29 protein-coding genes are annotated in these 26,099 nt (G+C 37.2%); 18 read left to right on the top strand and 11 right to left on the bottom strand.

Annotation, left to right across the window (positions count from 1 at the left end; all coding sequences use genetic code 11):
• Positions 1 to 62: 62 nt before the first annotated feature.
• The 3 genes from VLZ86_RS08575 (at position 63) to VLZ86_RS08565 (ending at position 4,349) form a co-directional block, all read left to right on the top strand.
• On the top strand, positions 63 to 1,052 hold the full coding sequence (locus VLZ86_RS08575) for an aspartate-semialdehyde dehydrogenase (RefSeq protein WP_325450312.1): 990 nt from the start codon (positions 63 to 65) through the stop codon (positions 1,050 to 1,052).
• A 134-nt stretch (positions 1,053 to 1,186) separates the two neighbouring features.
• Positions 1,187 to 3,352 carry a prolyl oligopeptidase family serine peptidase gene (locus VLZ86_RS08570; protein ID WP_325450310.1) on the top strand — a complete coding sequence of 722 codons (2,166 nt, stop codon included), beginning with the start codon at positions 1,187 to 1,189 and terminating at the stop codon, positions 3,350 to 3,352.
• A 67-nt stretch (positions 3,353 to 3,419) separates the two neighbouring features.
• Positions 3,420 to 4,349 carry an ABC transporter ATP-binding protein gene (locus VLZ86_RS08565; RefSeq protein WP_325450308.1) on the top strand — a complete coding sequence of 310 codons (930 nt, stop codon included), beginning with the start codon at positions 3,420 to 3,422 and terminating at the stop codon, positions 4,347 to 4,349.
• 344 nt (positions 4,350 to 4,693) lie between these two features.
• On the opposite strand, the gene VLZ86_RS08560 is transcribed toward VLZ86_RS08565, so the two are convergent.
• The 9 genes from VLZ86_RS08560 to pdxA all read right to left on the bottom strand — a co-directional run bounded on the left by VLZ86_RS08560 (position 4,694) and on the right by pdxA (position 12,145).
• Entirely contained in the window at positions 4,694 to 5,155 is a 462-nt protein-coding gene (locus VLZ86_RS08560; RefSeq protein WP_325450306.1) for a 3-oxoacyl-ACP synthase, read from the bottom strand.
• A complete protein-coding gene (gene mtgA / locus VLZ86_RS08555) occupies positions 5,145 to 5,840 on the bottom strand; it encodes a monofunctional biosynthetic peptidoglycan transglycosylase (protein ID WP_325450304.1) in 696 nt (231 codons plus the stop codon). The genes VLZ86_RS08560 and mtgA overlap by 11 nt, the downstream gene beginning before the upstream one ends.
• Before the next feature lie 45 nt (positions 5,841 to 5,885).
• Positions 5,886 to 7,001, bottom strand: coding sequence for an FAD-dependent oxidoreductase (locus tag VLZ86_RS08550; RefSeq protein ID WP_325450302.1), 1,116 nt, complete (start codon positions 6,999 to 7,001; stop codon positions 5,886 to 5,888).
• 141 nt (positions 7,002 to 7,142) lie between these two features.
• The gene (gene accC, locus VLZ86_RS08545) at positions 7,143 to 8,495 is read right to left on the bottom strand and encodes an acetyl-CoA carboxylase biotin carboxylase subunit (RefSeq protein WP_325450300.1); all 1,353 of its coding nucleotides are present in this window, start codon (positions 8,493 to 8,495) and stop codon (positions 7,143 to 7,145) included.
• 86 nt (positions 8,496 to 8,581) lie between these two features.
• Positions 8,582 to 9,058, bottom strand: a complete 477-nt coding sequence (accB, locus tag VLZ86_RS08540; RefSeq protein ID WP_325450298.1) for an acetyl-CoA carboxylase biotin carboxyl carrier protein — start codon at positions 9,056 to 9,058, stop codon at positions 8,582 to 8,584.
• A 36-nt stretch (positions 9,059 to 9,094) separates the two neighbouring features.
• Positions 9,095 to 10,090 (bottom strand): beta-ketoacyl-ACP synthase III, encoded by a 996-nt coding sequence (locus VLZ86_RS08535; RefSeq protein WP_325450296.1) that lies wholly within the window; start codon positions 10,088 to 10,090, stop codon positions 9,095 to 9,097.
• 181 nt (positions 10,091 to 10,271) lie between these two features.
• Entirely contained in the window at positions 10,272 to 10,475 is a 204-nt protein-coding gene (gene rpmF, locus VLZ86_RS08530) for a 50S ribosomal protein L32 (protein ID WP_066430995.1), read from the bottom strand.
• Between the two features lie 11 nt (positions 10,476 to 10,486).
• Positions 10,487 to 11,026, bottom strand: coding sequence for a DUF177 domain-containing protein (locus VLZ86_RS08525; protein WP_325450290.1), 540 nt, complete (start codon positions 11,024 to 11,026; stop codon positions 10,487 to 10,489).
• 72 nt (positions 11,027 to 11,098) lie between these two features.
• A complete protein-coding gene (gene pdxA / locus VLZ86_RS08520) occupies positions 11,099 to 12,145 on the bottom strand; it encodes a 4-hydroxythreonine-4-phosphate dehydrogenase PdxA (RefSeq protein ID WP_325450288.1) in 1,047 nt (348 codons plus the stop codon).
• Between the two features lie 135 nt (positions 12,146 to 12,280).
• Here pdxA and VLZ86_RS08515 point away from each other — a divergent pair, with 135 nt between their 5' ends.
• Complete coding sequence (locus VLZ86_RS08515; RefSeq protein ID WP_325450286.1) at positions 12,281 to 12,871, top strand: riboflavin synthase; 591 nt, start codon at positions 12,281 to 12,283, stop codon at positions 12,869 to 12,871.
• Here the strand turns inward: VLZ86_RS08515 and VLZ86_RS08510 are convergent.
• Both VLZ86_RS08510 and VLZ86_RS08505 read right to left on the bottom strand, forming a co-directional pair.
• Positions 12,868 to 13,104: a hypothetical protein gene (locus VLZ86_RS08510; protein ID WP_325450284.1), complete on the bottom strand. Its 237-nt coding sequence runs from the start codon at positions 13,102 to 13,104 to the stop codon at positions 12,868 to 12,870. The two genes, VLZ86_RS08515 and VLZ86_RS08510, sit on opposite strands and share 4 nt — an antisense overlap.
• A 346-nt stretch (positions 13,105 to 13,450) precedes the next feature.
• Complete coding sequence (locus tag VLZ86_RS08505; RefSeq protein ID WP_325450282.1) at positions 13,451 to 14,698, bottom strand: NAD(P)/FAD-dependent oxidoreductase; 1,248 nt, start codon at positions 14,696 to 14,698, stop codon at positions 13,451 to 13,453.
• A gap of 106 nt (positions 14,699 to 14,804) precedes the next feature.
• Between VLZ86_RS08505 and VLZ86_RS08500 the strand changes: the two genes are divergently transcribed.
• The 14 genes from VLZ86_RS08500 (at position 14,805) to VLZ86_RS08435 (ending at position 26,093) form a co-directional block, all read left to right on the top strand.
• On the top strand, positions 14,805 to 16,337 hold the full coding sequence (locus tag VLZ86_RS08500; protein WP_325450280.1) for an aromatic amino acid ammonia-lyase: 1,533 nt from the start codon (positions 14,805 to 14,807) through the stop codon (positions 16,335 to 16,337).
• A gap of 1 nt (position 16,338) precedes the next feature.
• On the top strand, positions 16,339 to 17,073 hold the full coding sequence (fabG, locus tag VLZ86_RS08495; RefSeq protein ID WP_325450278.1) for a 3-oxoacyl-ACP reductase FabG: 735 nt from the start codon (positions 16,339 to 16,341) through the stop codon (positions 17,071 to 17,073).
• Positions 17,074 to 17,162: 89 nt separating this feature from the next.
• Positions 17,163 to 18,038, top strand: coding sequence for a lipid A biosynthesis acyltransferase (locus tag VLZ86_RS08490; protein ID WP_325450276.1), 876 nt, complete (start codon positions 17,163 to 17,165; stop codon positions 18,036 to 18,038).
• On the top strand, positions 18,035 to 18,478 hold the full coding sequence (locus VLZ86_RS08485) for a hypothetical protein (protein WP_325450274.1): 444 nt from the start codon (positions 18,035 to 18,037) through the stop codon (positions 18,476 to 18,478). Before VLZ86_RS08490 ends, VLZ86_RS08485 begins: the two co-directional genes overlap by 4 nt.
• The gene (locus VLZ86_RS08480; RefSeq protein ID WP_325450272.1) at positions 18,475 to 18,927 is read left to right on the top strand and encodes an acyl-CoA thioesterase; all 453 of its coding nucleotides are present in this window, start codon (positions 18,475 to 18,477) and stop codon (positions 18,925 to 18,927) included. The genes VLZ86_RS08485 and VLZ86_RS08480 overlap by 4 nt, the downstream gene beginning before the upstream one ends.
• On the top strand, positions 18,920 to 20,065 hold the full coding sequence (locus tag VLZ86_RS08475; RefSeq protein ID WP_325450270.1) for a beta-ketoacyl synthase N-terminal-like domain-containing protein: 1,146 nt from the start codon (positions 18,920 to 18,922) through the stop codon (positions 20,063 to 20,065). Before VLZ86_RS08480 ends, VLZ86_RS08475 begins: the two co-directional genes overlap by 8 nt.
• Before the next feature lie 6 nt (positions 20,066 to 20,071).
• Positions 20,072 to 21,145: a methyltransferase gene (locus VLZ86_RS08470; RefSeq protein ID WP_325450268.1), complete on the top strand. Its 1,074-nt coding sequence runs from the start codon at positions 20,072 to 20,074 to the stop codon at positions 21,143 to 21,145.
• Positions 21,138 to 21,764, top strand: a complete 627-nt coding sequence (locus tag VLZ86_RS08465; RefSeq protein WP_325450266.1) for a 3-oxoacyl-ACP synthase — start codon at positions 21,138 to 21,140, stop codon at positions 21,762 to 21,764. The genes VLZ86_RS08470 and VLZ86_RS08465 overlap by 8 nt, the downstream gene beginning before the upstream one ends.
• The gene (locus VLZ86_RS08460) at positions 21,752 to 22,009 is read left to right on the top strand and encodes a phosphopantetheine-binding protein (RefSeq protein ID WP_325450264.1); all 258 of its coding nucleotides are present in this window, start codon (positions 21,752 to 21,754) and stop codon (positions 22,007 to 22,009) included. Before VLZ86_RS08465 ends, VLZ86_RS08460 begins: the two co-directional genes overlap by 13 nt.
• Positions 22,010 to 22,017: 8 nt before the next feature.
• Positions 22,018 to 23,208 carry a beta-ketoacyl-[acyl-carrier-protein] synthase family protein gene (locus tag VLZ86_RS08455; RefSeq protein ID WP_325450262.1) on the top strand — a complete coding sequence of 397 codons (1,191 nt, stop codon included), beginning with the start codon at positions 22,018 to 22,020 and terminating at the stop codon, positions 23,206 to 23,208.
• Positions 23,205 to 24,224 carry a beta-ketoacyl synthase chain length factor gene (locus tag VLZ86_RS08450; RefSeq protein WP_325450260.1) on the top strand — a complete coding sequence of 340 codons (1,020 nt, stop codon included), beginning with the start codon at positions 23,205 to 23,207 and terminating at the stop codon, positions 24,222 to 24,224. Before VLZ86_RS08455 ends, VLZ86_RS08450 begins: the two co-directional genes overlap by 4 nt.
• Positions 24,221 to 24,988, top strand: coding sequence for a polysaccharide deacetylase family protein (locus tag VLZ86_RS08445; RefSeq protein WP_325450258.1), 768 nt, complete (start codon positions 24,221 to 24,223; stop codon positions 24,986 to 24,988). The genes VLZ86_RS08450 and VLZ86_RS08445 overlap by 4 nt, the downstream gene beginning before the upstream one ends.
• A complete protein-coding gene (locus VLZ86_RS08440) occupies positions 24,978 to 25,613 on the top strand; it encodes an outer membrane lipoprotein carrier protein LolA (RefSeq protein ID WP_325450256.1) in 636 nt (211 codons plus the stop codon). The genes VLZ86_RS08445 and VLZ86_RS08440 overlap by 11 nt, the downstream gene beginning before the upstream one ends.
• A gap of 108 nt (positions 25,614 to 25,721) precedes the next feature.
• Positions 25,722 to 26,093, top strand: coding sequence for a 3-hydroxyacyl-ACP dehydratase (locus VLZ86_RS08435; protein WP_325450254.1), 372 nt, complete (start codon positions 25,722 to 25,724; stop codon positions 26,091 to 26,093).
• Positions 26,094 to 26,099 lie beyond the last annotated feature (6 nt).

Raw genomic sequence — 26,099 nt, 5'->3', positions numbered from 1 at the left:
AATAGATCTTCTATAAATACATTGAATAAATGGTTACTTTAGCGACTTAAATTTTTTTAATTATGAAAGTAGCTGTTGTTGGCGCCACAGGTATGGTTGGTGAAGTGCTGTTAAAAATCCTTGAAGAACGTAATTTTCCTTATACGGAATTAATGCTAGTAGCATCCGAAAAGTCTGTTGGAAAAGAAATTACCTTTAAAAATGAAACTCATAAAGTTATAGGCTTGGCAGAGGCGGTCTCAAAAAGACCAGATATTGCCTTCCTTTCTGCCGGAGGCAATACGTCCTTGGAATGGGCGCCAAAATTTGAAGAAGTTGGCACTACGGTCATTGACAATTCATCGGCCTGGAGAATGGATCCTTCAAAAAAATTGATCGTTCCAGAAATTAATGCCCATCAACTTACAAAAGAGGATAAAATTATAGCCAATCCTAACTGTTCAACCACTCAGATGGTCATGGTCTTGGCACCCCTCCACAAAAAATATAAAATTAAAAGAATTGTTGTCTCTACCTACCAATCCATTACAGGAACTGGTGTAAAAGCAGTGAAACAATTAGAGAATGAATTGGCTGGGATTAAAGGCGAAATGGCCTATCCGTATCCAATCAATAAAAACGTTATCCCACATTGTGATGTCTTTGAAGAAAACGGATACACAAAGGAAGAAATGAAATTGGTCAGGGAAACCCAAAAAATCTTAGATGACCGTTCCATTGCGGTTACTGCAACTGCCGTTAGAGTTCCTACTCAAGGTGGGCATAGCGAAGCCGTAAACATTGAATTTGAAAAGGAATTTGACGTTTCTGAAATTCGGAAACTTTTAAGCCAAACTCCTGGTGTTGTGGTTCAGGATAATCTTGATGTCAATACGTATCCAATGCCCATTTATGCCAATGGGAAAGATGATGTTTTTGTTGGACGCATTAGACGTGATGAATCTCAACCAAATACTTTAAATCTATGGATCGTTAGTGATAACCTAAGAAAAGGGGCCGCTACCAACACCATACAGATTGCGGAATATCTGATTGATAAAAATCTGATTTAAATAGGAAATTTAATTAAAACAGAAAATTTATCCATCCGTAGATTTCTTAACATTATATTAAAAAAGCTCCTACACCCAATTGTAGGGGCTTTTTTGTTTATTTTTGGAACACAACATTTAACACGTTTACTTTTATGAGAAAATTAGCGCTTGCCATGGTAGTTCTAACGACGATTACCGCCTGTAAAAATGAAAATGAACTTAAAAAATCCAATGTAATTGCCGTGACTTATCCAGAAACCAAAACTGTAGATACCGTTGATACCTATTTTGGCGAACAAGTAAAAGATCCTTACCGCTGGCTCGAAGATGATCGAAGCGAAGAAACCGGCGCATGGGTAAAAGCCCAAAATGAAGTAACCGCTAAGTATTTAGAACAAATCCCTTATCGTCAAGAACTAAAAGAACGCTTGGAAGAAATATGGAACTATGAAAAAGTAGGCGCTCCTTTTATTGAAGGTGATTATACCTATTATTATAAAAATGACGGTCTGCAAAACCAATCGGTTCTGTACAGAAAGAAAACAGGAGAAGATCACGAAGAGGTCTTTTTAGATCCAAATACCTTTAGTAAAGATGGTACTATTTCTTTAGGTGGTCTTAATTTCTCAAAAAGCGGAAAACTTGCGGCTTATCAAATTTCTGAAGGTGGAAGTGATTGGCGAAAAGTGATCATCATGGATGTCGAATCCAAAAAACAAATTGAAGACACCATTGTAGATGTCAAATTTAGTGGTATTTCATGGAAAAATAATGAAGGCTTCTATTATTCTAGCTATGATAAGCCAAAGGGCAGTGAACTGTCGGCTAAAACAGACCAACATAAACTCTTTTATCACAAATTAGGAACCTCGCAGAAACAAGACCAATTAATCTATGGTGGTACAGAGGCACAAAAACACCGTTATGTAAGCGGAAGTGTAACTGAAGACGGGAACTACCTCTTCATCTATCCAAGAAACTCAACTTCTGGAACAAAGTTATTAATGCAGGATTTATCACAACCGAATAGCAAAATGATTACCATTTTGGATAATTCTGATAGTGATACTGGCGTTATTGAAAACGTGGGCAGCAAACTCTATTTAATTACCAATAGAAACGCTCCCAACCAAAAGGTCGTTACTGTGGATGCTTCAAATCCAAGTCCCGAAAATTGGAAAGATTTTATTGCTGAAACTGAAAATGTATTACGCGCTTCTACCGGAAGTGGTTTTGTGTTTGCGAGTTATATGGTAGATGCAGTTTCTAAGGTAATGCAATACGACTATGATGGAAAACTGGTTAGGGAAATCCAACTTCCAGGCGTTGGAAGTGCTGGCGGTTTTGGAGGTAAGAAGGAAGATGAGATTGTTTACTACTCATTTTCCAACTACATCACCCCAAGTACTATTTATACTTTAGATCCTAAAACCGGTAATTCGGAAGTGTATATTAAACCTGGAATCAAATTTAATGCTGACGATTTTGAAAGCAAACAGGTGTTTTATACTTCAAAAGACGGCACGAAAGTACCCATGATCATTTCTTATAAAAAAGGCATCGAATTAAACGGAAAAAACCCGACCATTTTATATAGTTACGGCGGATTCAATATTTCAATGACACCTTCTTTCAGTATAGCCAACGCTGTTTGGATGGAACAGGGCGGTATTTATGCTGTACCTAATATTCGTGGTGGTGGAGAATATGGTAAAAAATGGCATGATGCGGGTACCAAATTGCAAAAGCAGAATGTATTTGACGATTTTATCGCTGCCGCAGAATACTTAATTGAAAACAAGTACACATCATCAGATTATTTAGCCATAAGAGGTGGTTCAAACGGCGGACTTTTAGTGGGCGCAGTCATGACGCAACGTCCCGATTTAGTAAAAGTAGCCATCCCTGCAGTTGGGGTTTTAGATATGTTGCGCTACCATACTTTCACTTCAGGCGCTGGGTGGGCATATGATTATGGCACCTCTGAAGATAACAAGGAGATGTTTGAATATTTAAAGGGCTATTCTCCTATCCATAACGTCAAAGAAGGCGTAGAATACCCTGCAACCATGATCACAACCGGAGACCATGACGATCGTGTCGTTCCAGCACACAGTTTTAAATTTGCTGCGGAACTGCAAAGCAAGCAGACAGGAACCAATCCAACATTAATCAGAATTGAAACGGATGCCGGCCATGGCGCTGGAACTCCGGTTAGTAAAACCATTGAGCAATACGCCGATATTTTTGGATTTACCCTATACAATATGGGTTATAAAGTGCTTCCAAACAAAACCAAATCCAAGATAAAAGGATAACTAATTTTGAGTTGATTTTCAGACCTGTCAGGTTTAAAAACCTGACAGGTCTCTTTATAAAATACAGATGCTAAACGTCCAAAACATAACCTTCTCTTACACTAAAAAAAGCGCCGATACGCCTGTGCTCAATAATCTTAACTTTTCAGTAAATAGAGGAGAGCACGTTTCCATTATTGGAGAAAGTGGCTCAGGAAAATCCACATTATTAAAGGTAATTTATGGAGAACATGATTTAAACGAAGGGCAAATTTTCTGGGATGATACTGAAATTTTAGGCCCAAAATACAATCTTGTGGTTGGCTATGATTTCATGAAGTATGTTGCCCAAGAATTTGACTTGATGCCATTCATAACAGTGGAAGAAAATATTGGCAAACATCTATCCAATTTCTATCCAAAAGAAAAAAAAGAACGCGTTCGAGAGCTTTTGGAAGTGGTCGAATTAGAAGACTTTGCTAAAACGAAAGTCAAAACCTTAAGTGGGGGACAAAAACAAAGAGTAGCTTTGGCAAAAGCTCTGGCAAATAAGCCGGAAATCATATTGCTGGATGAACCTTTTAGCCATATAGATAATTTCCAAAAACAGTCTTTGCGTAGAAGCATTTTCAATTATCTAAAAGAAAAAAATATTGTGTGTATTGTTGCAACACATGACAGTGAAGATGTGTTGGGATTTGCGGATCGAATGATTGTGTTGCACGATTCAACCATAATGGCAAATAAATCACCTTTACATCTTTACAAAAATCCAGAAACACCATTAATTGCTTCTTTTTTTGGTGAATTTAATCTGATTAACAACAAAATAATTTACGCACATGAACTTAAAAGAGTAGAAACCTCAGATTTAAAAGTGCTGGTCCAGCAGTCCTATTTTAAAGGCCATTTTTACTTAATTGAGGCCTACTCAGAAGAGGATGTTATTTTTTTCGAGAATGCTACAAACTTGGAGAGAAACACTGAAGTTTTTCTAGAAATTATTGAAAGGCAATAGCGAATGCTCTTATTTTATAGGAAATTACTATCTGATAGAAGCGCAATCGATGAAGCAAACTGTTTTTTCGAAAATAATTCACCATTGGACATAAATTAAGAAATCTACCTAAAAGTTGTTAAATATAGCCGATTTTAACGGGTTGTTATTTGCCTACAAAATATCAATGCCTATAAAGAAAACAGATGAACAAAGCGTTCAACGTAGGGAAGCCTAGACCATTCTTTAGGATTATCACGGCCTGAGATTCACAGAATAATGCTCCTGCAGGATAAAAACAAGAAGAAAGTCGTAACAAGTCCTTCAGTCTTAGACCTCGCAGATTTTGAAAACCTGTGAAGTATTTAAAAAATGTTAACAATCATAAACTTGCTATCCCTGAAAACTACGACATCTCCAATTCTTTTTCCCATCAAAAGTAATCCCATAGGTGTATTTGGTGAAATCGCAAAAAACCATTGGGAATTTGCTGTCATTTGACCTGCACTTATCGCTATATAATAATTTGCATTTGAAGTAGTAACTACGCTGCCCAAGCCAATTATTTCAGACCTGATTGTCTTGTCAATTTTAGATAAAGCTTCTTTCAGTTTCTCTACTTCGGCCAATTGTTGACCCACTTTTTCACGTTCCAACTGTAACATCGCCCTGCCTGTTTCATGTTTGTCACCAGCACTGCTTTTGGTCTCCGACATCAAGGATTCCTGAATCTCCTTAATTTGATTTTGGATCTTTGAAATACGATCTTCAACAAAATTGACGCATTGTTCATAAAGATGTTGCTTTATTTTCAGATCATTTTCCATCCTCCTTATTATAATTTAAAGCACCGTGAAAACTCATCTGTTTCATGATCCATAATTTTCGACCGGCAATATAGTTTGTGGGCGGATTTGCACGATATTTTAATGGTCGGGGCAAGATAGCGGCAATGGCGGCAGCTTCGCTTTTGCTCAACTTTGAAGCCGATTTCTTAAACCAATACTGAGATGCTGCTTCAGCACCATAAATTCCCTTGCCCATTTCAATACTGTTCAAATAAACTTCCATAATACGTTCCTTTGACCAAATTAATTCAATCCAGAACGTCACATAGGTTTCCATTCCTTTTCTCGCCCAACTGCGCTGTGGCCATAGAAATACGTTCTTTGCAACCTGCTGGCTAATGGTGCTGGCACCTCTTACTCGTTTCCCTTTTTGGTTGTTATCAAAAGCCTTTTCAATGGCTTTCATATCAAACCCGTTATGCTTTAAAAAGTTCTGATCCTCACTACAAATCACAGCCAACTGTAAGTTTTTGGAAATTCCCTCAATTGGTACCCAATCATGTTTCCAAACAGTTTCTTCCTTAGCCTCTTTCTGTTCAAAATATCTAATAACCATCAAAGGTGTCGCCGGAACAGGCACCCATTTGAAGACAACCACCCCAAGTATTGGAATGATCAAAAGCCACAAGACCAATTTGAAAAGAAATTTTAATAGTTTCATCATAAATTTTTCTATTTAAACCTTTCCAGGTCATCATAATTTTATGGATCAATCGACCAAATCAGCCAATTCCCTTCCCACATGACTTCCAATGGCAATACCCATACCTCCAAGCCTAACGCCACAAAAAACGCGATCACTCAGTTGTTTTATAATTGGTTTTTTGGTATTGCCTACACCCATAATCCCACTCCAACTTTGTTCGATTTCAAAAGGCGTATTGGGTAAAATTGTTGTTTTTAAAAGTTCTTCCAACTTGTTTTGAATGATTTCGGTCTGCGCCATGTCAGTGGTTTCTTCGGTTTTGAAATCGAGATTACGACCGCCACCCAACAAAATTCGCGAGTCAATATTACGAAAATAATAGAACCCTTTATCGAGATGAAATGTGCCTTTAATTTTTAGATTCTGAATAGGTTTTGTAATTAAAACTTGCGCTCTAGCGGGTTTCACTTCAACATTTATCAGTTTTGATGCGAATCCGTTTGTGCAAATTAGAAAGTGATTCGTTTTAAATTGAAATTCACCAGTTTCGATTTGCACGAATCCATTCAGTTCTTCAAACTGTTCAACAGTAACGGAATTAAGAATTAAAACCCCTTTGTTCAAGACCAAATCCGTTAGGGATCGCATCATCTTTCCGGTGTCAATTTGACCTTCAAATGGTGTAAAACTAAGTTGCTTTTGAATGTTTTCAAAGTGGAAGGGATTGTCTCTAATTTGAAAAACATCCTCCTTAAAATGTGGCTTTAGTAGTGCATTCACTTTATCCATATGAGACAAGCAATAGTCATAGCCTTCGTGATCATGTTGATCAAACAATTCATAACCGCCATTCTGTTGATAGTCGATAGTTTGATCAGATAATGTTTGGCGTAATAATGAAAGACCGTTTCGTCGTTTCTCTATCAGTTGAACGACTTCTTCCTCAGAATGTGTATTGAGATCATCTAAAATTTCACTGAGACTTCCAAAACAAGCGAAACCAGCATTTTTTGTGCTCGCTCCCTGCGGTAAAAAGCCGCGTTCAAGAACCACGATAGTGGCTTTTGGAAACCGCTCCTTTAACCGTAAAGCACAATTGAGGCCAACAATTCCGCTGCCAACAATGGTGTAGTCAATGTTGGAGAGGTAGGTTTTTATTTCCCAATAGGAAAGGTTCATTCTTTTAAGGTTTTGGGGTATAAAAGTAAGAATTATAAACTCGTCCTATAAAATAAGGATGGTTTTTAAAGAGGAATTATCGCTATAAAAATAGGATCGTGGCATAAAAAAACTCCGAAATTTCTTTCGGAGTCTGTATTCTTAATCTTCAACCGGCGCTTCCATTTTAAAGCTTTCCATAAATTTAGTGGTATAATTACCAGCTAAGTAATCTGGATGGTCCATTAATTGTCGATGGAATGGAATTGTAGTCTTAATCCCTTCTATTACGAATTCGTCCAGAGCACGTTTCATCTTACTGATGGCTTCATCGCGTGTTTGCGCAGTGGTAATCAACTTGGCAATCATAGAATCATAGTTTGGTGGAATGGTATAGCCTGAATACACATGCGTATCCAAACGCACCCCATGCCCGCCTGGAGCATGAAGCGTGGTAATCTTGCCTGGGGAAGGTCTAAAGTCATTATATGGATCTTCCGCATTGATCCGACATTCAATAGAATGTAGTTTTGGCGTATAGTTTTTACCGGAAATAGGTACCCCTGCAGCCACAAGAATTTGTTCTCTGATCAAATCAAAATCAATCACTTGCTCAGTAATAGGATGTTCCACCTGAATACGGGTGTTCATCTCCATAAAATAGAAATTACGATGTTTGTCTACCAAAAATTCTATTGTTCCTGCTCCTTCATATTTAATGTATTCTGCCGCTCTTACTGCAGCCAATCCCATTTCATTACGAAGTTCATCAGTCATAAACGGTGATGGAGTTTCTTCAGTCAGTTTTTGATGACGACGTTGAATTGAACAATCACGTTCTGATAAATGGCAAGCTCTACCTGTAGAATCCCCAACAATTTGTATTTCTATATGACGTGGTTCTTCAATAAGTTTTTCAAGGTACATGGCATCATTTCCAAAAGCAGCTCTCGCTTCATGACGTGCAGAATCCCAGGCATCCTTAAGCTTTTCCCGTTTCCAAACGGCACGCATTCCTTTTCCGCCACCACCTGCTGTAGCCTTTAACATTACAGGAAAGCCCATTTCAACAGACAATTTTTCGGTTTGCTCATAAGATTCCAAGATGCCATCACTTCCTGGCACACATGGTACTCCTGCCTTTTTCATGGTCGCTTTAGCCGAAGCCTTATCTCCCATGCGTTCAATCATTTCTGGAGAAGCGCCAATAAACTTAATATTGTGTTCTTCGCAAATTTTTGAAAACTTCGCGTTTTCAGACAAAAAGCCATAACCAGGATGAATGGCATCAGCGTTAGTAATCTCTGCAGCCGCAATAATATTGGACATTTTTAGATAAGACTCACTACTTGGTGGGGGTCCAATACATACAGCTTCATCCGCAAATTTAACATGCAGACTTTCTGCATCTGCCGTGGAGTAGACAGCTACGGTTTTAATGCCCATTTCCTTACAGGTTCTGATAACACGCAATGCTATTTCACCTCTATTGGCAATTAATATTTTTTTAAACATAACATTTCAAATTAAAAATTTCAAATTCCAATCACCAAATTCCAAATATTGGATTTTGAGATTTGTCTATTGGAATTTTTATTTGGTTATGAAGGATCTACTAAAAATAATGGCTGATCAAATTCAACTGGAGAAGAATCGTCAACTAATATTTTAATAATTTTCCCTGAAACTTCAGATTCGATTTCATTGAACAATTTCATAGCTTCAATTACGCACAAGACATCACCCTCTTTGATCGTTTTACCTACTTCAACAAACATTGGTTTATCTGGTGAAGGCTTACGATAAAACGTTCCGATAATTGGTGATTTTATGGTAATAAACTTTGAGTTTTCATCAACAGCAGGAGCTGCAATGGGTTGTGGCGCAACTTGTGGTGCCTGGGCTTGAGCAACAGGAGCGGGACCCATTGGAATTTGTTGTACGTACGTTGTGGATTCTCCTCTATCTTCACCACCAGTTTTGATGGTAATTTTGATATCGTCCATCTCTAATTTAACCTCACTTGCGCCAGATTTAGCAACAAACTTGATTAAGTTTTGAATTTCTTTTATATCCATAATAATTAGAATTTAAATATTTAAAGATTAGTTAGTCTATGAATTATAAGCCCAAGTAAGGTACACTGAACCCCAAGTAAAGCCTCCTCCAAATGCCACAAATATTAATTTGTCGCCTTTTTTTAGTTGTTTTTCGTAGTCAAATAAGAGCAAAGGTAGAGTTGCAGATGTTGTGTTTCCATATTTATGGATATTTGTCATTACTTTGCTATCATCAAGCTCTATCCTACTGGACGTGGCATCAATAATACGTTTGTTTGCTTGATGAGGTACCAACCACGCAATATCATCTTTTAGTAGATGGTTTCTGACCAGTATTTTTTCGGTGACGTCCGCCATATTAAAAACAGCGTTCTTAAACACCATCTTACCTTCTTGAAAAATAAAGTGCTTTCCTTCAGCTACCGCTTCGGGGGTTGAGGGATAGGAAGAACCACCATAGGTAGCCTGCAAGAATTCCCTTCCATTTCCATCACTTCTCAACAGTTCATCCTGAAGACCCAAACCTTCTGTATTGGGTTCAAATAGCGCCGCACCCGCACCATCTCCAAAAATAATACATGTGGCCCTATCTTTATAATTGATCATTGATGAGTTTTTATCCGCACCTATCAACAATACTTTTTTATATTTTCCGGATTCAATATAACGCGCAGCTACGGACATTCCGTATAAAAAACTAGAACAAGCGGCTTCCAAATCAAATGAAAATGCATTTGTAGCGCCAATTTGTGTAGCTGTATAGGCAGCCGTAGCAGCAGCCTTCATGTCTGGGGTGGCTGTAGCAACGATTACCAGTTCTATTTCTTTCGGATTTAAACCTTTTTTTTCTATAAGATCCTGAGCGGCTTTGATGGCTAAATAGGAAGTGCCTTTACCGTCTTCTTTTAAGATTCTTCGTTCCTTGATTCCTGTTCTACTGGTTATCCATTCATCATTCGTATCGACTAAGGTTTCCAAAATTTGGTTTGTTAATATATATTCAGGTACATATCCTCCTATGGCAGTAATTGCAGCGGTGATTCTACTCATTTTTTTGTATTAGATATGACCAAAAATTCGACTAAAATCAGCCAAAAGCAGTAAATTATAACTGAATCTACTGAATATTTAGTCAAATATGATGCAAATTAGGTTGTTTTTAAGACTTTCGAAAATTAATCATAAAAAAAACGCTCATATATGAGCGTTTTTTTGTATGCATGCATAGTAGTTATGCTAAGTTTTCCTCTTTCTCAGAGTTATCTATAAGCACCTGACCTCTGTAGTATAGTTTTCCTTCATGCCAATGAGCTCTATGGAACAAGTGTGCTTCCCCTGTAGTAGGACACGTTGCAATTGTAGGAACAACTGCTTTATAATGTGTTCTTCTTTTATCTCTTCTGGTTTTAGAAATTTTTCTTTTAGGATGTGCCATTTTATATCGTATTATTTATCCGTTAATAGTTTTTTTAATGTATTCCATCGAGGATCAATCTCCTCTGATTCTTCTTGTTCTTCTAAGTTTTTTGGACTTAGTTCTTCTAATTTTGTAAGTATTTCTGATTTTAAGGTACCATCTTCTATTCCTGGATGGATACGTTTTATCGGCATTGCCAATATAATCAATTCATAAATGTATTGAGCCACGTTAATCTCGAACTCACCATGGGGGACGATTAAAATATTCTCATCTTCATCATTGTATTCATCTCCAAAGTTTACCACCAAATTAAAATCATCTTCAATTGCTTGGTCGTAAGGCTCATTAGTGGTATCGCAATTAACATTGACGATACCTGATGATTCAAAATCCAATTCTAAAAGTGTTGATTTCTTTTCAAAAACCAAATTTACTTTTACATTGACGTCATTAAATTCATCAAACTCAAAATCTTCAAAGAACTTTTTATCGATTTGATAATCAAAATGGTGCTTTCCTAATTTTAATCCTACAAATTGTATGTCATACTCTTTTAAGGGCTTCATGGTCGCATTCATTTTGAGGGTGCAAATATAGAAAATATTTCTTATTAGAAAAAAGCTATTAACAAAAAATGTTTACATCTTTTTTGAAGCCTTCTTTAGAGGATTTTTAGTGAGCTTTTTATATTCCTTTCTATTCTTATAAATCTGAATAGCAGTAAAAACCGCCGCTTTAAATGAACTTTCATCTGCTGTTCCCTTTCCCGCAATTTCAAATGCAGTTCCATGGTCTGGAGATGTTCTTATTTTGTTCAAGCCTGCAGTATAATTGACACCTTCTCCAAAAGTGATCGTCTTAAAAGGAATCAATCCCTGATCATGGTACGAGGCAATAATAGCATCAAAATTTTGATAATTTTTAGAACCAAAGAAACTATCGGCAGAATACGGTCCGTAGACCAATTTACCTTTTTCCCTTATTTTCAGAAGTGTCGGTTTTAAAATTTCCTCATCTTCTTTTCCAATAACACCATTATCTCCGGCGTGTGGATTAATGCCCAAAACCGCAATTTTTGGTCTGCTGACCCGAAAATCCTTAACTAAGGAGTCATAAACAGTCTGCACTTTTTCTTCAATAAGTTTTGAAGTGATATGTTCCGGCACGTCTTTAACCGGGACATGATCTGTAAGCAAACCTACCTTAAGCTTCTCAGTAACCATAAACATCAGACTGTTCCCACCAAGTTCCTTCGCTAAGTAATCGGTATGTCCTGGAAAATTGAAACTATCAGATTGAATGGTCAATTTATTGATTGGCGCAGTTACCAATACATCAATATCATCATTTTTTAAAGCTGCGGTAGCTCTTTCCAAGGATTTAAAAGCATATTCTCCAGCTTTTAAGTCCTCTTCCCCAAAGGCTATTTCAATTGTTTCTTTCCAAACATTTAAAACATTCACCTTTGCTTCAATCACCTGATTCAAGTCATTTATGCCGTGAAAATTAATACCACTGTTAAAATGTTTCTTGAAAAACGACATGGTTTTAATAGACGCAAAAATTATCGGGGTACAAAACTCAAGCATTCGGGAATCCTCAAACGTCTTTAAGATAATTTCCGCACCAATGCCATTTAGATCACCAATGGAAATCCCTACTCTAATTTGCTCTTCTTTTTTCATCCTAATATGATTATCCAGGTATAATACGGTTTAATTGAACTGTTTTCCAAATAGAAGATTATCCTAAATTTCTTATTAAAGCGTTATCTTTGTAACCCATTATACAAATGCAAATTTAACTAATTATTCGACAATATGTTTACTGGAATCATTGAAGATTTAGGCGTCATTACAAATTTGGAGCAAGACCATGACAATCTTCATATCACATTAAAAAGTAATTTTACATCTGAACTAAAAATAGATCAAAGTGTGGCCCATAATGGCGTATGCCTAACGGTAACCTCATTGAATAATCCGCTTTACCAAGTTACGGCAATTAGGGAGACCCTCAACAAAACCAATTTGGGAGAATTGAAAATTGGTGATCAGGTAAACTTGGAACGTGCCATGAAGCTTGGTGATCGATTGGACGGTCATATTGTGCAGGGACATGTAGACCAAACAGCCGTTTGTAAATCTATTGAATTTCAAAATGGGAGTTGGCTATTTACTTTTATATATGACGCAACATTAAGCAACATCACCATAGAAAAAGGTTCAATTACTGTTAATGGTGTGAGTTTAACGGTGGTAAACAGTTTGAAAAATGAATTTAGCGTTGCTATTATCCCTTACACCTACGAACACACAACATTTCAATTTTTAGAAAAAGGAAGTGTTGTAAATTTGGAGTTTGATGTTTTGGGGAAATATATTAAACGACTTTACGAATTGAAACTCTAAACCTGCGAAGGCTTTTTTGAGTACTTAACAATTATATAGATTCCATAAATAAGGGCAGCAAAGAATAGAACGATCAATCCATTGTCTATGGGCAAACCTGGTGGTCCTGGTCCGCCTTGTGGAACTGGATGCGGAGGTCCGTCACCGCCACCAACACTAACTTGAGCATTGCCTACAATACCCATAAACATCAAAAACATGGTGGTGAGAATTTTCTTCTTTGGTTTGGTCATTATCATGTAAATGTATAAAAAAAAGCGAATTAACAAATTAAAAAATAAAAAAAACATCCATGAAATGCAATTTTTATCGATAAAATACATAGTGTTGAACTTAATTTGCCATTAATTCTCTTTACCAAATATATGTATTTTTAGCATACGTCTTTAATGAGATGAAATTATTTATTTAAAAATAGCTAGAATTTATAACGCAAACAATTATCAGTTAGTATTTTAGTCAGAATGTAGAAAACATCCGATAAAAGTATTTGAAGATTTTAAGGAAGTAAGCTATTTAAATATCCAGAAATCGATATGTAACGTATGAAACCCACCAACATAAGAGTCAAAAATTCCGTCATTCATTCCAGGTCCTTTTGTTCATATGAATAATATTCGCCAACGTTTTGATCAATCTATCGTGGTTCTTTACAAACGGATTGGTTTCATCCCATACATAACCTGCCAAAACCGCGCAAATTTGTTTCTTAATGTCGGGATTATCCGTCCCTTCAAAAAAAATGGTTTGTAGATTCCCGGTGTACCACTCCTTAACGTAGGAAGCAAATACTGAAACTCCCTTTTTCATATACTCGGCATACTCCTTTTCCCAGTCGACGGATTCATTTTGCAATTCTCTGGTGATTAATTTTGCCGCTTTTAATCCTGATTCCGTAGCAAAAGTAACCCCAGACGAAAATACCGGATCCAAAAACTCGGCACTATTCCCTGTAAGGGCATACCCTTTCCCATACAGTTGGGTGACAGATTTGGAATAATTCTGGATGATTTTGGGCTCAAATAAAAAATCGACGTTCTTGAACCGTTCATAATAATAGGATGATTCTTTGAGCATTTCAGAAAGTCGCTCTCCTGGTGTGCCATTAAAACTGTTGATGAAATCCGTTTTTCCAACAAACCCGAGACTTGTATTGCCATTGCTGAATGGAATGACCCAAAACCAAGTATCGGTATCAAGCACGTCAAAGGTTATAAATGTACCTTCTGTTCCTGCTGGACGTTCCAATTCTTTTACATGACTAAATATGGAAGAATGCTCAGGTATCGTCGATGGTTTGTCAAGGTTTAATAATCTTGGTAAAACCCGTCCATAACCACTGGAGTCAATAATAAACTTTGCATGAACTTCAAATGTGTCCTCATTTTCAGTTTTTACAGTGGTTTGTGATGAACCATCTTTATTGAATTCTACCGAAATAACTTCCTGGTTAAAGGCAATGTCCACTCCTTTTCTTTTCAGTTCTTCCGTAAGTGCATAGTCAAAATCGGCTCTTGGGGCTTGCCACGTCCAGTCATACCCTTGAGTATACTTTTCACTAAAATCAAATTCGCAAATGGTGTCGCCCTTTATAAATCTTGCTCCGGTTTTAACTTCAAAGTTCTGGGCAATCAGACAGTCCAATAAATCTACCTCTTCAAAATGATCCATACATCTCGGTAATAAACTTTCACCAATCACAAAACGAGGAAAAACACTCTTTTCAATGACTTTAATAGTAATACCCTGCTTATGTAAATAAGCGGCGGCAACGCAACCTGAAGGTCCTGCACCAATAATCAAAACATCAACCTGAACATCCTTCATAAAGCAAATGGATTTAAATGATTTATTATTTTACATTTGTAGCACAAAAATAACCACTTTACTTCTGGTTATTGAACTATTTAAAAACATTGTGAACCCAATCTGAATGTTAGCACTTAATGGAACCTTAGGAATCAGCGATTTTCAACAAATCCTATTTGGCAATCAATTGATTCAAATTGAAGAAAACGTTCTTAAAACGGTCGAAGAGAGCTTTGAGTTTTTAAAGACCTTTTCAGAAAATAAGATTATTTACGGTGTCAACACAGGTTTTGGTCCGATGGCGCAGTATAAAATTGAAGATTCAGAGCGGATACAGCTTCAATATAACCTGATCAGAAGCCATGCTTCAGGAACTGGAAATCCAATGCCGCCATTGTATGTTAAGGCGGCTATGTTAGCGCGACTCAACACCCTGTGTTTAGGAAATTCTGGCGTACACAAATCAGTGATACAACTAATGGTCCAATTGATCAATAAAGATATCACTCCGGTTATTTATGAACATGGTGGCGTTGGCGCCAGTGGCGACTTGGTACAATTGGCACACTTGGCGTTGGTGATGATTGGTGAAGGAGAAGTTCTATATAAAGGAGAAAAACATGCCACAGAAATTGTTTTCAAAAAAGAAAATTTACAACCCATTTCCATACAACTACGCGAAGGCATCGCTCTAATGAATGGCACTTCAGTGATGACAGGCGTGGGCATTGTAAACACTATTTACACACGTCAAATTTTAAACTGGACGGTGACAGCTTCTTCTGCAATTAATGAAATTGTAAGTGCCTACGATGACCACCTCTCTTTTGAATTGAACCAATCAAAAAAACATCAGGGGCAACGTGAAATTGCAGAACTCATGCGCACCCATTTAAAGGACAGCTATTTAATAAAAAAACGCGAACATCATTTATATAATGAGGTCAAAAACGTTGCTGTTTTTGAAGATAAAGTTCAGGAGTATTATTCTTTACGTTGCGTGCCACAAATCTTAGGTCCCGTTTTGGATACCTTAAATACGGCAGAAGCAATTTTAATTGAAGAAGTCAATTCCGCAAATGACAATCCGATAGTAGATGTCAAAAATCAAAATGTCTTTCATGGTGGAAATTTTCACGGAGATTATGTATCCTTAGAAATGGACAAGCTAAAATTGGTAGTAACCAAAACTTCGATGTTAGCTGAGCGCCAATTAAATTACCTACTCAATCCAAATCTCAATAGAATCTTGCCACCATTTGTCAATCTGGGAAAACTCGGAGTGAATTTTGGAATGCAAGGCGTTCAATTTACCGCGACCTCAACAACGGCAGAAAATCAAATGCTTTCTAACCCAATGTACGTGCACAGTATACCTAATAATAATGACAACCAAGACATTGTCAGCATGGGCACCAATGCTGCTTTGATTACAAAAAAAGTGATTGAAAATGCCTTCGAGGTACTCGCTATTGAGTTGATTACCATTACGCAGGCCATTGAATATTTGAACATAAAAGATAAAGTGTCCTCAAAAACTAAGCAGATGTATGATGATATTCGTGCCATTGTTCCTATGTTTAAGGAGGATGTGGTTATGTATCCTTATGTGAATGCAGTGAAGGACTTTCTAATTAATGAGCATAAACAAAACTGACATGGCAAAGAAATGCGCACTAATCACCGGAGGTTCCAGAGGTATTGGCAAAGCCATCTGCATCCAACTTGCCAAAGATTCAGAATATCATATTCTCATCAATTATAACGCCAACAAAGAAGCTGCACTTCAAACTTTAACCGAAGTTGAAGCTGTTGGCGGTTCTGGTCAAATCATTCAATTTGATGTTTCCAAAATTGAAAACGTGCAAAACGCACTAAATACCTGGCAGGAACAACAATCTGATGCGCTTATTGAAGTTTTGGTCAACAATGCTGGGATTACGAAGGACGGACTTTTTATGTGGATGAAGCCTGACGAATGGCACGACGTCATCAACATCAGTCTCAACGGATTCTTTAATGTGACCAACCATTTGATTGAAAAAATGTTATTAAACCGCTATGGTCGCATTATTAATATGGTATCGATTTCTGGACTGAAAGGTGTTTCTGGACAGACCAACTATTCCGCTGCAAAAGGTGCGGTTATTGCCGCTACAAAATCATTGGCTCAAGAAGTTGCCAAACGCAATGTTACGGTAAATGCTGTAGCTCCTGGTTTTATAAAGACTGACATGACCGAAAATCTGGACGAAGCAAGTCTTAAAAAGATGATTCCCGCCAATAGGTTTGGAACTCCTGAAGAAGTAGCGCATTTGGTCTCTTTCTTGGCATCAAAAAACGCATCGTATATTACTGGCGAAGTGATCGGGATAACTGGTGGCGTGCACTAAGAACTTTGTAATTTCTGAACCGAAAAATTCATGTAAATTTGATGCTTTAATAATACGCTTAATTCAAAAACCTTAACTTCACAATTACAATGGCAGAGTGGGATGGTAAATCGAGGGGGACTGTTTTCGGTTTTAAGGTCTTTGTGTTTTTTATAAAGAACTTCGGAATTGACGCTGCCTACGCATTAATGCATCTTCCCGTACCCTACTTCTGCTTGTTTTCGGGTAAAAACGTAAGGGGATTATGTCTATATTTCAGAAATAGAATGGGCTATTCGCGTTCTAAAACTATGGTCAGCATCTACAAAACGTACTATACATTTGGTCAGACCTTAGTTGATAAAATTGCCATCTCATCCGGTTTAAGAAGCGATTATACCTATGAATTTAATGGGGAAGTAAAAATTTCTGAAGTATTGGAAATGAATAAAGGTGGCATTCTAATCAGCGCGCATATTGGCAACTTTGAATTGGCGCAATTCTTTTTCAAGGAACGATTAGCCAAAGATTCCATCAGTATTGTCATCACAGATCAAGACCATGAAGACATTAAAGACTATTTGGAGCAGTTCGTAAAAAAAGAGACTCATTTTATAGTGGTCAAAGACGATTTATCCCATATTTTTGAAATCAATGCGGCATTGGCGCAAAACAGAATTATTTGTATTGCTGGAGACCGATATTTGGACAACACGAAATATCTGGAAGCAACACTTTTAGGCAAGAAAGCAAAATTCCCATTGGGACCTTTTTATTTGGCCAACCGTTTAAATGTACCTGTTTTGTTTGTTTATGTGATGCGTGAACCCAAACGGCATTACCATTTATATGCGCAGTGGGTGGATTACAAACAAGGCGATATAAACGACCTATTAAAAAAATATACCGAAAGTGTAGAACATATGGTCAAAAAATATCCGTTGCAATGGTTCAATTTTTATGATTTTTGGGAGGATAGAAAATGAAAACTTTAAAAACCCCGATTACCCATCTTGATGGCATCAAAAAACTAATTCCACATCGTGAGCCGATGATAATGGTCGATTCATTGTTGGAATGTAATGATGGGAAAGCACTCGTTGGCTTTACTATTCTAAAAGATAATATATTTTTAATCAATGATGAGTTATTAGAAACAGGCTTGATAGAACACATGGCGCAAGCTGCCGCCTTATATATCGGATTTAAGAACTATTCTGAAGAGAGGTCAGCAAAAGAAGGATTCATCGCCTCCATAAAAAGTCTAAAAATCGAAAAGTTACCAAAAATAGGTGAGAACATGACCACGGAGGTCTCCATTATTCATCAAATTATGCACATGTCCACGGTTAAACTTTCTACCGTTAGTAATGGTATTATAATTGCCAACGCCCAAATGAATACTGTTCTCAAAGAAGACGAATGAAAAAGTCAAATTTAAAACAAGAAAATTCTACCTTAAAATTTGTCCATCAAATTAGAGTGCGATTTAACGAAGTCGATTCAATGGACGTGGTTTGGCACGGGAATTATGTGAAATATTTCGAAGAAGGACGTGAAGCCTTCGGAAGGGAATTTGGTCTGACCTATCTTGATGCCAAAAACCAAGGATTTGCAACTCCAATTGTAAAAATGTCCTTAGAATATAAATTACCCTTGCGCTATGGCGAAGTAGCCACCATTGAAACCACTTATTTAAATTCGCGCGCTGCAAAAATCGTGTTCTCCTATTGTATTAAAAACGAAAACGGTCAAACGGTTTGCACTGGCGAAACCACTCAAGTTTTCACCAATTCCGAGGTGGGAGAAATGTCGTTAAATTTGCCCGAATTTTATAAGATCTGGAAACAAAAACACGGATTATTGCATGACTAAGTGTTATTTATCATATCATAATATCACGTCATCATTAGGTTTTGACACGACTACCGTTTTCAATCACCTTAAAAATGAGAAAAGTGGTATCCAAATCGTAGAAGATCCTACCCGATTCTACAAACCATTTTTCGGTGCTGTAATTCCCACTGAAATCTTAGATTCAAAGTTTAAAATCTTAGATTCAAAAAATAAATTCACGCGTTTAGAAAAAATGCTGATCTTGTCACTTTCGAAAACGATAACTGCATCAAACATTGAAATAAATAACCGCGTGGGCCTTATTATTTCCACCACCAAAGGAAATATTGATGTCTTGGAGCATCAAAATCAATTTCCAAAAGAACGTACCTATTTGAGTGAACTGGGAAAAATCATCAAAAATTATTTCGGATTTGAAAATGAGCCTCTTGTAATTTCCAATGCTTGTGTTTCTGGAATCTTGTCTGTTGCCATTGCCAAGCGCTATCTTCAAGAAGGTGTTTATGATCATGTTTTTGTGGTTGCGGGAGATATAATCTCAGATTTTGTACTTTCAGGTTTCAACTCGTTTCACGCCCTGAGTGATGCTCCATGCCAACCTTTTGATCAAAATCGTACTGGAATTAATTTAGGGGAAGCGGCGGTAAGTGTTTTGGTAACTTCGTCCAATGACTATTTATCTGATGATACCGTAGAAATCTTGGGAGAAGGCAGTTGCAATGACGCCAATCACATATCCGGGCCCTCACGTACTGGCGAAGGATTGTACAGAAGTGTTAAATCGGCATTAAAAGAAGCACATATCAGCACAAATGAAATCGATTATCTTTCATCTCATGGCACTGCAACACTATTTAATGATGAAATGGAGGCTATTGCTTTTAATAGGGTAGGATTAAACCAAACGCCATTAAATAGTTTAAAAGGTTATTTTGGGCATACCTTGGGCGCATCAGGTTTGTTGGAAACCCTTATCGGCATGCAGTCCTTACATCAAAATACCCTAATTGCATCCGCAGGATTTAAAACTTTAGGGGTTTCACAACCACTCCATATCATTACGGAAACTACCCAACAAAAGTTACGAACATTTTTAAAAACCGCGTCTGGATTTGGAGGCTGCAATACTGCTGTCCTTTTCAGAAAAGTATCCTAAAAATTTATGACAAAAAAAACAATTAGAGCCGCAGATGCCCTATTGGAAGCACAAAAGATTGCTTTCGCACCATTTATCTTTCAATCGTCAGTAACCTTAAAAAAACTGGGGGTTTTTGACCTGATCTTTGATAGTCGCGATCAAGGTGGGATTACCCTTGCTGACCTTTCCGAAAAACTATCCATCAGTCGCTATGGGCTTGGTGTACTTCTCGAGTTTTCTGAAAGTGCAGATATCGTTCATAAATCGGAAAATGGCACCTACGAACTCACGAAAATAGGCTACTTTCTAAATTATGACAAAGCGGTCAATGTCAACCTGAATTTTACTCATGATATATGCTATAAAGGTCTATTTCATTTAGAGAAAGCCATTGAAACTGGCAAACCATCAGGCTTAAAAGAGCTTGGAGAATGGGACACCATCTATGAAGGACTTTCGCAATTAACACCGCAAGAGCAACAATCGTGGTTTGAATTTGACCATTATTATTCAGACGGAATTTTTGTGGAAGCTTTAGAACGCGTTTTTAAAAACCAACCAAAACTTTTGTTTGATATTGGTGGTAACACAGGAAAGTTTGCATTACAATGTTTTAATTATGACGAAAATATCCAGGTGAAAATTATCGATTTGCCCGGGCAATTAAATAAGGCTTTAAAAAATATTCAAGATGCAGGCTTTGAAAATCGCATCAGTGGACAGCAAATCGATTGGCTAAAACCCAACCCAGCAATTCCAACAGGGGCTGACGTCATTTGGATGAGTCAGTTTCTGGATTGTTTTTCAGAAGATGAAATCCTTAAAATCCTATCCACTTGTGTCACTTCAATGAATGATAACACTGAATTGATCATCATTGAAACCTTTACGGATCGTCAAGAATTCCCCATGTCAAAATTTATTTTGGAAGCCACATCACTATATTTTACGGTCATGGCCAACGGCAACAGCAAGATGTATCCGTCTACGGTGTTTGAATACCTAATAAATAAAGCGGGGCTGACTATTAAGGAAGATTTAAAGCTTGGAGAATATCACACCATGCTTGTTTGCAAAAAAACTAAGGCTTTTGGGTAAAACATACCATATATCGTCCTATTGTCATATTAAAAACAGCAGCATTTCAGTTGATGGAAAGCTTCTGTTTTCGAGTTCCAATCAGGAATTTCAGTCGTTTATTAAAAGTGCAGCACAACATTTGAATACCAAATACCCCAAATTCTACAAAATGGACAATTTGAGTAAATTGGCATTCTTGGCGGCTGATATCTTATTGAAAAGTGCTAAATTAGATTCAAATAAGGAACATAATATCGCAATCATTTTATCCAATAAAGCATCCAGTCTCGATACCGATAGAGCCTATCAATCGTCCATCAGTGATTCTGAAAATTTCTTTCCAAGTCCCTCCGTATTTGTATACACCTTACCCAATATTTGTATTGGCGAAATAAGCATCAAACATCAACTCCATTCTGAAAATTGTTTTTTTATATTTGACAGCTTTAATGCCGATCATTTATGGATCAACGTGCAAAGTCTTTTAAAGCAACAAAAAGCTGAAAAAGTCTTGTGCGGTTGGGTTGATCTGGATGATAAAAACTACGAAGCTTTCTTATATTTGGTAGAAGAAAATGGTATTATTGCACATAGCCCCAAAGAAATTAAGAGATTATATAAAACATGGCAGAATTAAGACAGGAATTAAAAGAGAAAATTATAGAGCAATTAAATTTGGAAGAATTTAGCGTTGCCGATATTGCAGACGATGATGCACTTTTTGGTGATGGATTAGGATTGGATTCTATTGATGCTTTAGAACTTATTGTGATGTTGGACAAAGATTACGGCATCCAATTAACGGACCCAAAAGAAGGGAAAGAAATTTTTAAATCGATTGCTGTTCTGGCAGATTATATTACAGAGAACAGGAGCAAATAACACTAAATATGGGCGTTGCAATTACCGGAATGGGTATCATTTCTGCAATAGGTCACTCTGTTGAAGAAAACAAGACGTCTTTATTGGCATCAAAAAGTGGTATTGGAAATCTACGACATATCCTTACCAACCATTCCCAAGCAATTAAAGTAGGTGAAGTTTTGCTTTCTAACGCTGAATTAACAAGACAACTACACCTTCCTGAAATCCATAATTATACCAGAACAGGATTGTTAGGACTTGTAGCCGCAACAGCGGCACTTGAAAATTCAAACATTTCTGATTGCTCAACCTATAGAACCGGATTTATCTCCTCTACAACCGTGGGAGGGATGGATATGACTGAACAATATATCAAGCAATTTGCCACGGATGTGACAACTCAAAAATATATCGCAACCCATCATGCGGGTGATTCTACCCAAAAGATTGCAGATACGCTTGGTATTAACGGATTGGTCACTACAATTAGCACCGCATGTTCTTCAGCAGCAAACGCCATAATGCTGGGGGAACGTTTGATAAAAGCAGGAAAATTAGATCGCGTTGTTGTTGGCGGCACAGATTCGTTATCAAAATTTACCATCAACGGATTCAAAACCTTGATGATTCAATCTGATGCCCTTTGCGCACCTTTTGATGCCCATCGTAAAGGATTGAATTTGGGAGAAGCTGCCGCTTATTTGGTTTTGGAATCTGATACCGTGGTACAAAAAGAAAAAAAAGATGTCCTTGCTTATCTTTCTGGTTATGGCAATGCCAATGATGCTTTTCATCAAACAGCATCTTCTGATAATGGTGAGGGGGCATTTCTGGCAATGCAAAAAGCATTGGAAATAGCAAACTTGAATCCTGATCAAATCGATTATATCAATGCTCACGGCACCGCAACACCCAATAACGACCTTTCAGAAAGTATCGCTCTAAAACGAGTGTTTGGAGATCAGATGCCAGATTTCAGTTCTACAAAGTCCTTTACAGGCCACACTTTGGCCGCCGCCGGTGCCATAGAAGCGGTGTTTTCTATCTTAGCATTACAGGAACAGTACCTCTTTCCAAACCTCAACTTTAATACCCCCATGCCAGAAACTGGACTCAAACCCATAACTTCTGGGATTAAAAAAGAGATACGGCATGTACTATCCAATTCCTTCGGATTTGGCGGCAATTGCTCCACGCTTATTTTCTCAAAAGCATGAAAAAAGTCTACCTCAATACCGCCGTAAATATTTCAGCCCAGGACACTTTTGATCAAGAAGGGTTTTTGAATGAGACCAAAGAACTTTCAGGAAAAACAATTACAGCCAATTATCCAAATTATAAACATTATATCACGCCTGCCAACTTAAGGCGTATGGCTGAAGCGGTAAAAATGGGAGTCACTGCTGCTACTCAAGCATTAAAAAACATGGCGATCACTCAACCTGATGCCATTATTACAGGAACAGGAATGGGTTGTATTGATGATACTGAGAAGTTTTTGAACGCCATCATTTCTAACAGTGAACAATTTTTAACACCCACCTCTTTCATACAATCCACCCATAATACCGTGGGTGCACAAATTGCTTTAAATCTAAAATGCAAAGCTTACAATAACACGTATAGTCAGGCTTCGGTATCATTTGAATGGGCGTTAATGGATGCGCAGGTACTCTTACAACAAGGAGAAGCAGAAAACGTGCTCGTTGGAGGTTACGAGGAATTGGGCAAGGAAATCGTCACTTATCGACGCATGATGGAAGATGCCGATAGTTTAGGAATTCAAGTACCATTTGGCGAAGGCGCAACGTTTTTTATTGTGTCCTCAGAGAAAACAGAAAATAGTATAGAACTGATGGATATTGAAGTCTGGAGTAAAATTTCAACAACGTCCATTCAGGACAACATCATGAGGTTTTTAGAAAAAAACACCCTTCAGCTTTCTGAAATTGACGCGCTCATAGTAGGCAGAAATGGGGATGTATTTGACCACTATTACAACTTAACCGCCGATCTTTTCGAAAATATCACCCAACTACATTACAAACATCTCAGTGGCGAATTTTACACTGCATCCTCTTTTGGGTTGTGGACTGCCTATGAAATCCTCTCGCGGCAAGAGATTCCAAAAGCACTGATTTTTAAAGGAGAAACCAAATCTAATAAGCATACTATTTTACTTTACAATCAATTTAAAGGTCGCGATCACAGTTTTATCCTTTTGAAACGATGAAAAACTTCAGAATTTTAACGGTTAGTACCATCCTGTTATTTTTATTGTTGATCATCCTTGATACTACTGATGGCATTGCATTGTGGTGGTATGGATTACTCTTTATGTTTTGGTTTTTGATGATGGCCATAGCATCATTCTCCATGAGTTGGAAATTTTATTTAAAATCCATCACTTCTAATAAAATCGTTACGGATAAAAAAATCGCGCTTACATTCGACGACGGCCCAAACTCAGAGTTTACATTAAAGGTGCTGCAAATTCTGAAAGATTACAATGCGAAAGCAACTTTCTTCTGCATCGGTCAAAATATTGAAACCTATCCTGAGATTTTAAGAGCCATTGCGGATGGTGGCCACGACATCGGTAACCACTCATTTTCACACGACTTAATGATCGATTTTAATTCCACAGAAAGGTGGCTGCAGGAAATCAAGCAAACCGACAATAGCATCCATAAAATCACCGGTAAAAAAACAACGCTGTTCAGACCGCCTTTTGGAGTCACCACGCCCAAATTGGCCAAGGCATTAAAGGTTACTGAGCATAAAGTCATCGGTTGGAACATACGTTCTTTTGATACGGTTATTAATAATCCTCAGAAGATTCTCAAACGCATTACAAAACGCGTACATCCCGGAGCGATAATTCTCTTGCACGACAAACAATCAAATGTTTTGCTATTTTTGGAACATTTATTGCAATTCCTCCAAGATCACGACTATCAAGCCGTGACCATAAATGAACTTCTCCATGAAAATTAGAAATCAAATACTCCTTTTAACGTTTACTATTCTATCTGTTTTCAACGGGATTTCACAAACAAAACTCTCTGAATCAGAGCAAACGGAATTCAAAACGAAAGTTCAAAGGACCGCCGAAAACACAGAAACCATCATCAGCGATTTTGTGCAAACCAAACATATTTCTGTTTTAGATAATGCAATTACTTCCGAAGGAAAACTGGTATTTAAGGCTCCCGATTTAGTGAAATGGGAATATATCAAACCTTATCAAAACACCGCGATTTTTAAAGATGACCAACTGCTTGTCAATAACGAAGGAAAAAGACAAAATATAGATTTAAGTTCCAATAAAATGTTCAGAAGCTTAAATTCTCTAATTGTTAATAGTATTAAAGGTGATATGTTTGACGAAACACAATTTGATTTGGAATATTTTAAATTAGACGAGATTTATTTGGTGAAATTTGTTCCGAAAGATAAACGTCTGAGAAAATTCATTGCCTCCTTTGAACTTAAGTTTTCGGGTATAACTGCCGAAGTTGATGAAGTCAAATTAATTGAGCCCAATGCTGATTATACGGTGATTACATTTCAAAATAGAAAAGTAAATACGACGGTTTCTGAAAGTAATTTTAAAAATTGATGGCATACAGAAGCGCGATTAATTGAAGAAAATTTAATCCGTAGAAGAAATTGACGTTCTAAACTCTTCGGCTCTACGCCTCTAGAGCAGAAAACCTAAAAATAAAAGATGTTACTAAAAAATTTCTACAAAATCCAAACGTCAGAATTTCATGAGGACAATTCATTTGAGACCGTTATTAACGTTCAAAAAGAACATTCTATTTTTAATGGTCACTTCCCCAATTTTCCAGTTACTCCAGGAGTTGCACTGATGCAGATTATTAAAGAACTTACTGAAAAACAGCTTCAACAACCCTTGTTTTTGAAATCGGCTTCCAATGTCAAATTCTTGTCTTTGGTGGATCCAAATAAGAATGCCATCTTAAAATTTAGCATTACTTTAGAGGAAGATCTTCAATATGTCAAGGTAAAAAATACCACTTCTTTTAAAGACGGAACACCAGTATTGAAATGTTATATTACCTTTGACAAACGCTAATTACGT

The sequence above is a fragment of the Gelidibacter sp. genome, from assembly GCF_035515035.1.
In the GTDB taxonomy this organism is placed as follows: Bacteria; Bacteroidota; Bacteroidia; order Flavobacteriales; family Flavobacteriaceae; genus Gelidibacter.
This window is presented reverse-complemented; position numbering and strand designations above follow the sequence as displayed.

Bases quoted from the DNA above. Each gene is read 5' to 3' on its own strand.
- VLZ86_RS08550 (WP_325450302.1), bottom strand. From the start codon at position 7,001: ATGAACCTTTCCTATTGGGAAATAAAAACCTACCTCTCCAACATTGAC.
- VLZ86_RS08500 (WP_325450280.1), top strand. From the start codon at position 14,805: ATGTTAGCACTTAATGGAACCTTAGGAATCAGCGATTTTCAACAAATC.
- VLZ86_RS08435 (WP_325450254.1), top strand. From the start codon at position 25,722: ATGTTACTAAAAAATTTCTACAAAATCCAAACGTCAGAATTTCATGAG.
- VLZ86_RS08565 (WP_325450308.1), top strand. From the start codon at position 3,420: ATGCTAAACGTCCAAAACATAACCTTCTCTTACACTAAAAAAAGCGCC.
- VLZ86_RS08570 (WP_325450310.1), top strand. From the start codon at position 1,187: ATGAGAAAATTAGCGCTTGCCATGGTAGTTCTAACGACGATTACCGCC.
- VLZ86_RS08515 (WP_325450286.1), top strand. From the start codon at position 12,281: ATGTTTACTGGAATCATTGAAGATTTAGGCGTCATTACAAATTTGGAG.
- VLZ86_RS08440 (WP_325450256.1), top strand. From the start codon at position 24,978: ATGAAAATTAGAAATCAAATACTCCTTTTAACGTTTACTATTCTATCT.
- rpmF (WP_066430995.1), bottom strand. From the start codon at position 10,475: ATGGCACATCCTAAAAGAAAAATTTCTAAAACCAGAAGAGATAAAAGA.
- VLZ86_RS08445 (WP_325450258.1), top strand. From the start codon at position 24,221: ATGAAAAACTTCAGAATTTTAACGGTTAGTACCATCCTGTTATTTTTA.
- VLZ86_RS08535 (WP_325450296.1), bottom strand. From the start codon at position 10,090: ATGAGTAGAATCACCGCTGCAATTACTGCCATAGGAGGATATGTACCT.
- VLZ86_RS08450 (WP_325450260.1), top strand. From the start codon at position 23,205: ATGAAAAAAGTCTACCTCAATACCGCCGTAAATATTTCAGCCCAGGAC.
- VLZ86_RS08510 (WP_325450284.1), bottom strand. From the start codon at position 13,104: ATGACCAAACCAAAGAAGAAAATTCTCACCACCATGTTTTTGATGTTT.
- VLZ86_RS08470 (WP_325450268.1), top strand. From the start codon at position 20,072: ATGACAAAAAAAACAATTAGAGCCGCAGATGCCCTATTGGAAGCACAA.
- VLZ86_RS08460 (WP_325450264.1), top strand. From the start codon at position 21,752: ATGGCAGAATTAAGACAGGAATTAAAAGAGAAAATTATAGAGCAATTA.
- accB (WP_325450298.1), bottom strand. From the start codon at position 9,058: ATGGATATAAAAGAAATTCAAAACTTAATCAAGTTTGTTGCTAAATCT.
- mtgA (WP_325450304.1), bottom strand. From the start codon at position 5,840: ATGATGAAACTATTAAAATTTCTTTTCAAATTGGTCTTGTGGCTTTTG.
- pdxA (WP_325450288.1), bottom strand. From the start codon at position 12,145: ATGAAAAAAGAAGAGCAAATTAGAGTAGGGATTTCCATTGGTGATCTA.
- VLZ86_RS08480 (WP_325450272.1), top strand. From the start codon at position 18,475: ATGAAAAAGTCAAATTTAAAACAAGAAAATTCTACCTTAAAATTTGTC.
- VLZ86_RS08525 (WP_325450290.1), bottom strand. From the start codon at position 11,026: ATGAAGCCCTTAAAAGAGTATGACATACAATTTGTAGGATTAAAATTA.
- accC (WP_325450300.1), bottom strand. From the start codon at position 8,495: ATGTTTAAAAAAATATTAATTGCCAATAGAGGTGAAATAGCATTGCGT.
- VLZ86_RS08505 (WP_325450282.1), bottom strand. From the start codon at position 14,698: ATGAAGGATGTTCAGGTTGATGTTTTGATTATTGGTGCAGGACCTTCA.
- fabG (WP_325450278.1), top strand. From the start codon at position 16,339: ATGGCAAAGAAATGCGCACTAATCACCGGAGGTTCCAGAGGTATTGGC.
- VLZ86_RS08490 (WP_325450276.1), top strand. From the start codon at position 17,163: ATGGCAGAGTGGGATGGTAAATCGAGGGGGACTGTTTTCGGTTTTAAG.
- VLZ86_RS08575 (WP_325450312.1), top strand. From the start codon at position 63: ATGAAAGTAGCTGTTGTTGGCGCCACAGGTATGGTTGGTGAAGTGCTG.
- VLZ86_RS08560 (WP_325450306.1), bottom strand. From the start codon at position 5,155: ATGGAAAATGATCTGAAAATAAAGCAACATCTTTATGAACAATGCGTC.
- VLZ86_RS08475 (WP_325450270.1), top strand. From the start codon at position 18,920: ATGACTAAGTGTTATTTATCATATCATAATATCACGTCATCATTAGGT.
- VLZ86_RS08455 (WP_325450262.1), top strand. From the start codon at position 22,018: ATGGGCGTTGCAATTACCGGAATGGGTATCATTTCTGCAATAGGTCAC.
- VLZ86_RS08485 (WP_325450274.1), top strand. From the start codon at position 18,035: ATGAAAACTTTAAAAACCCCGATTACCCATCTTGATGGCATCAAAAAA.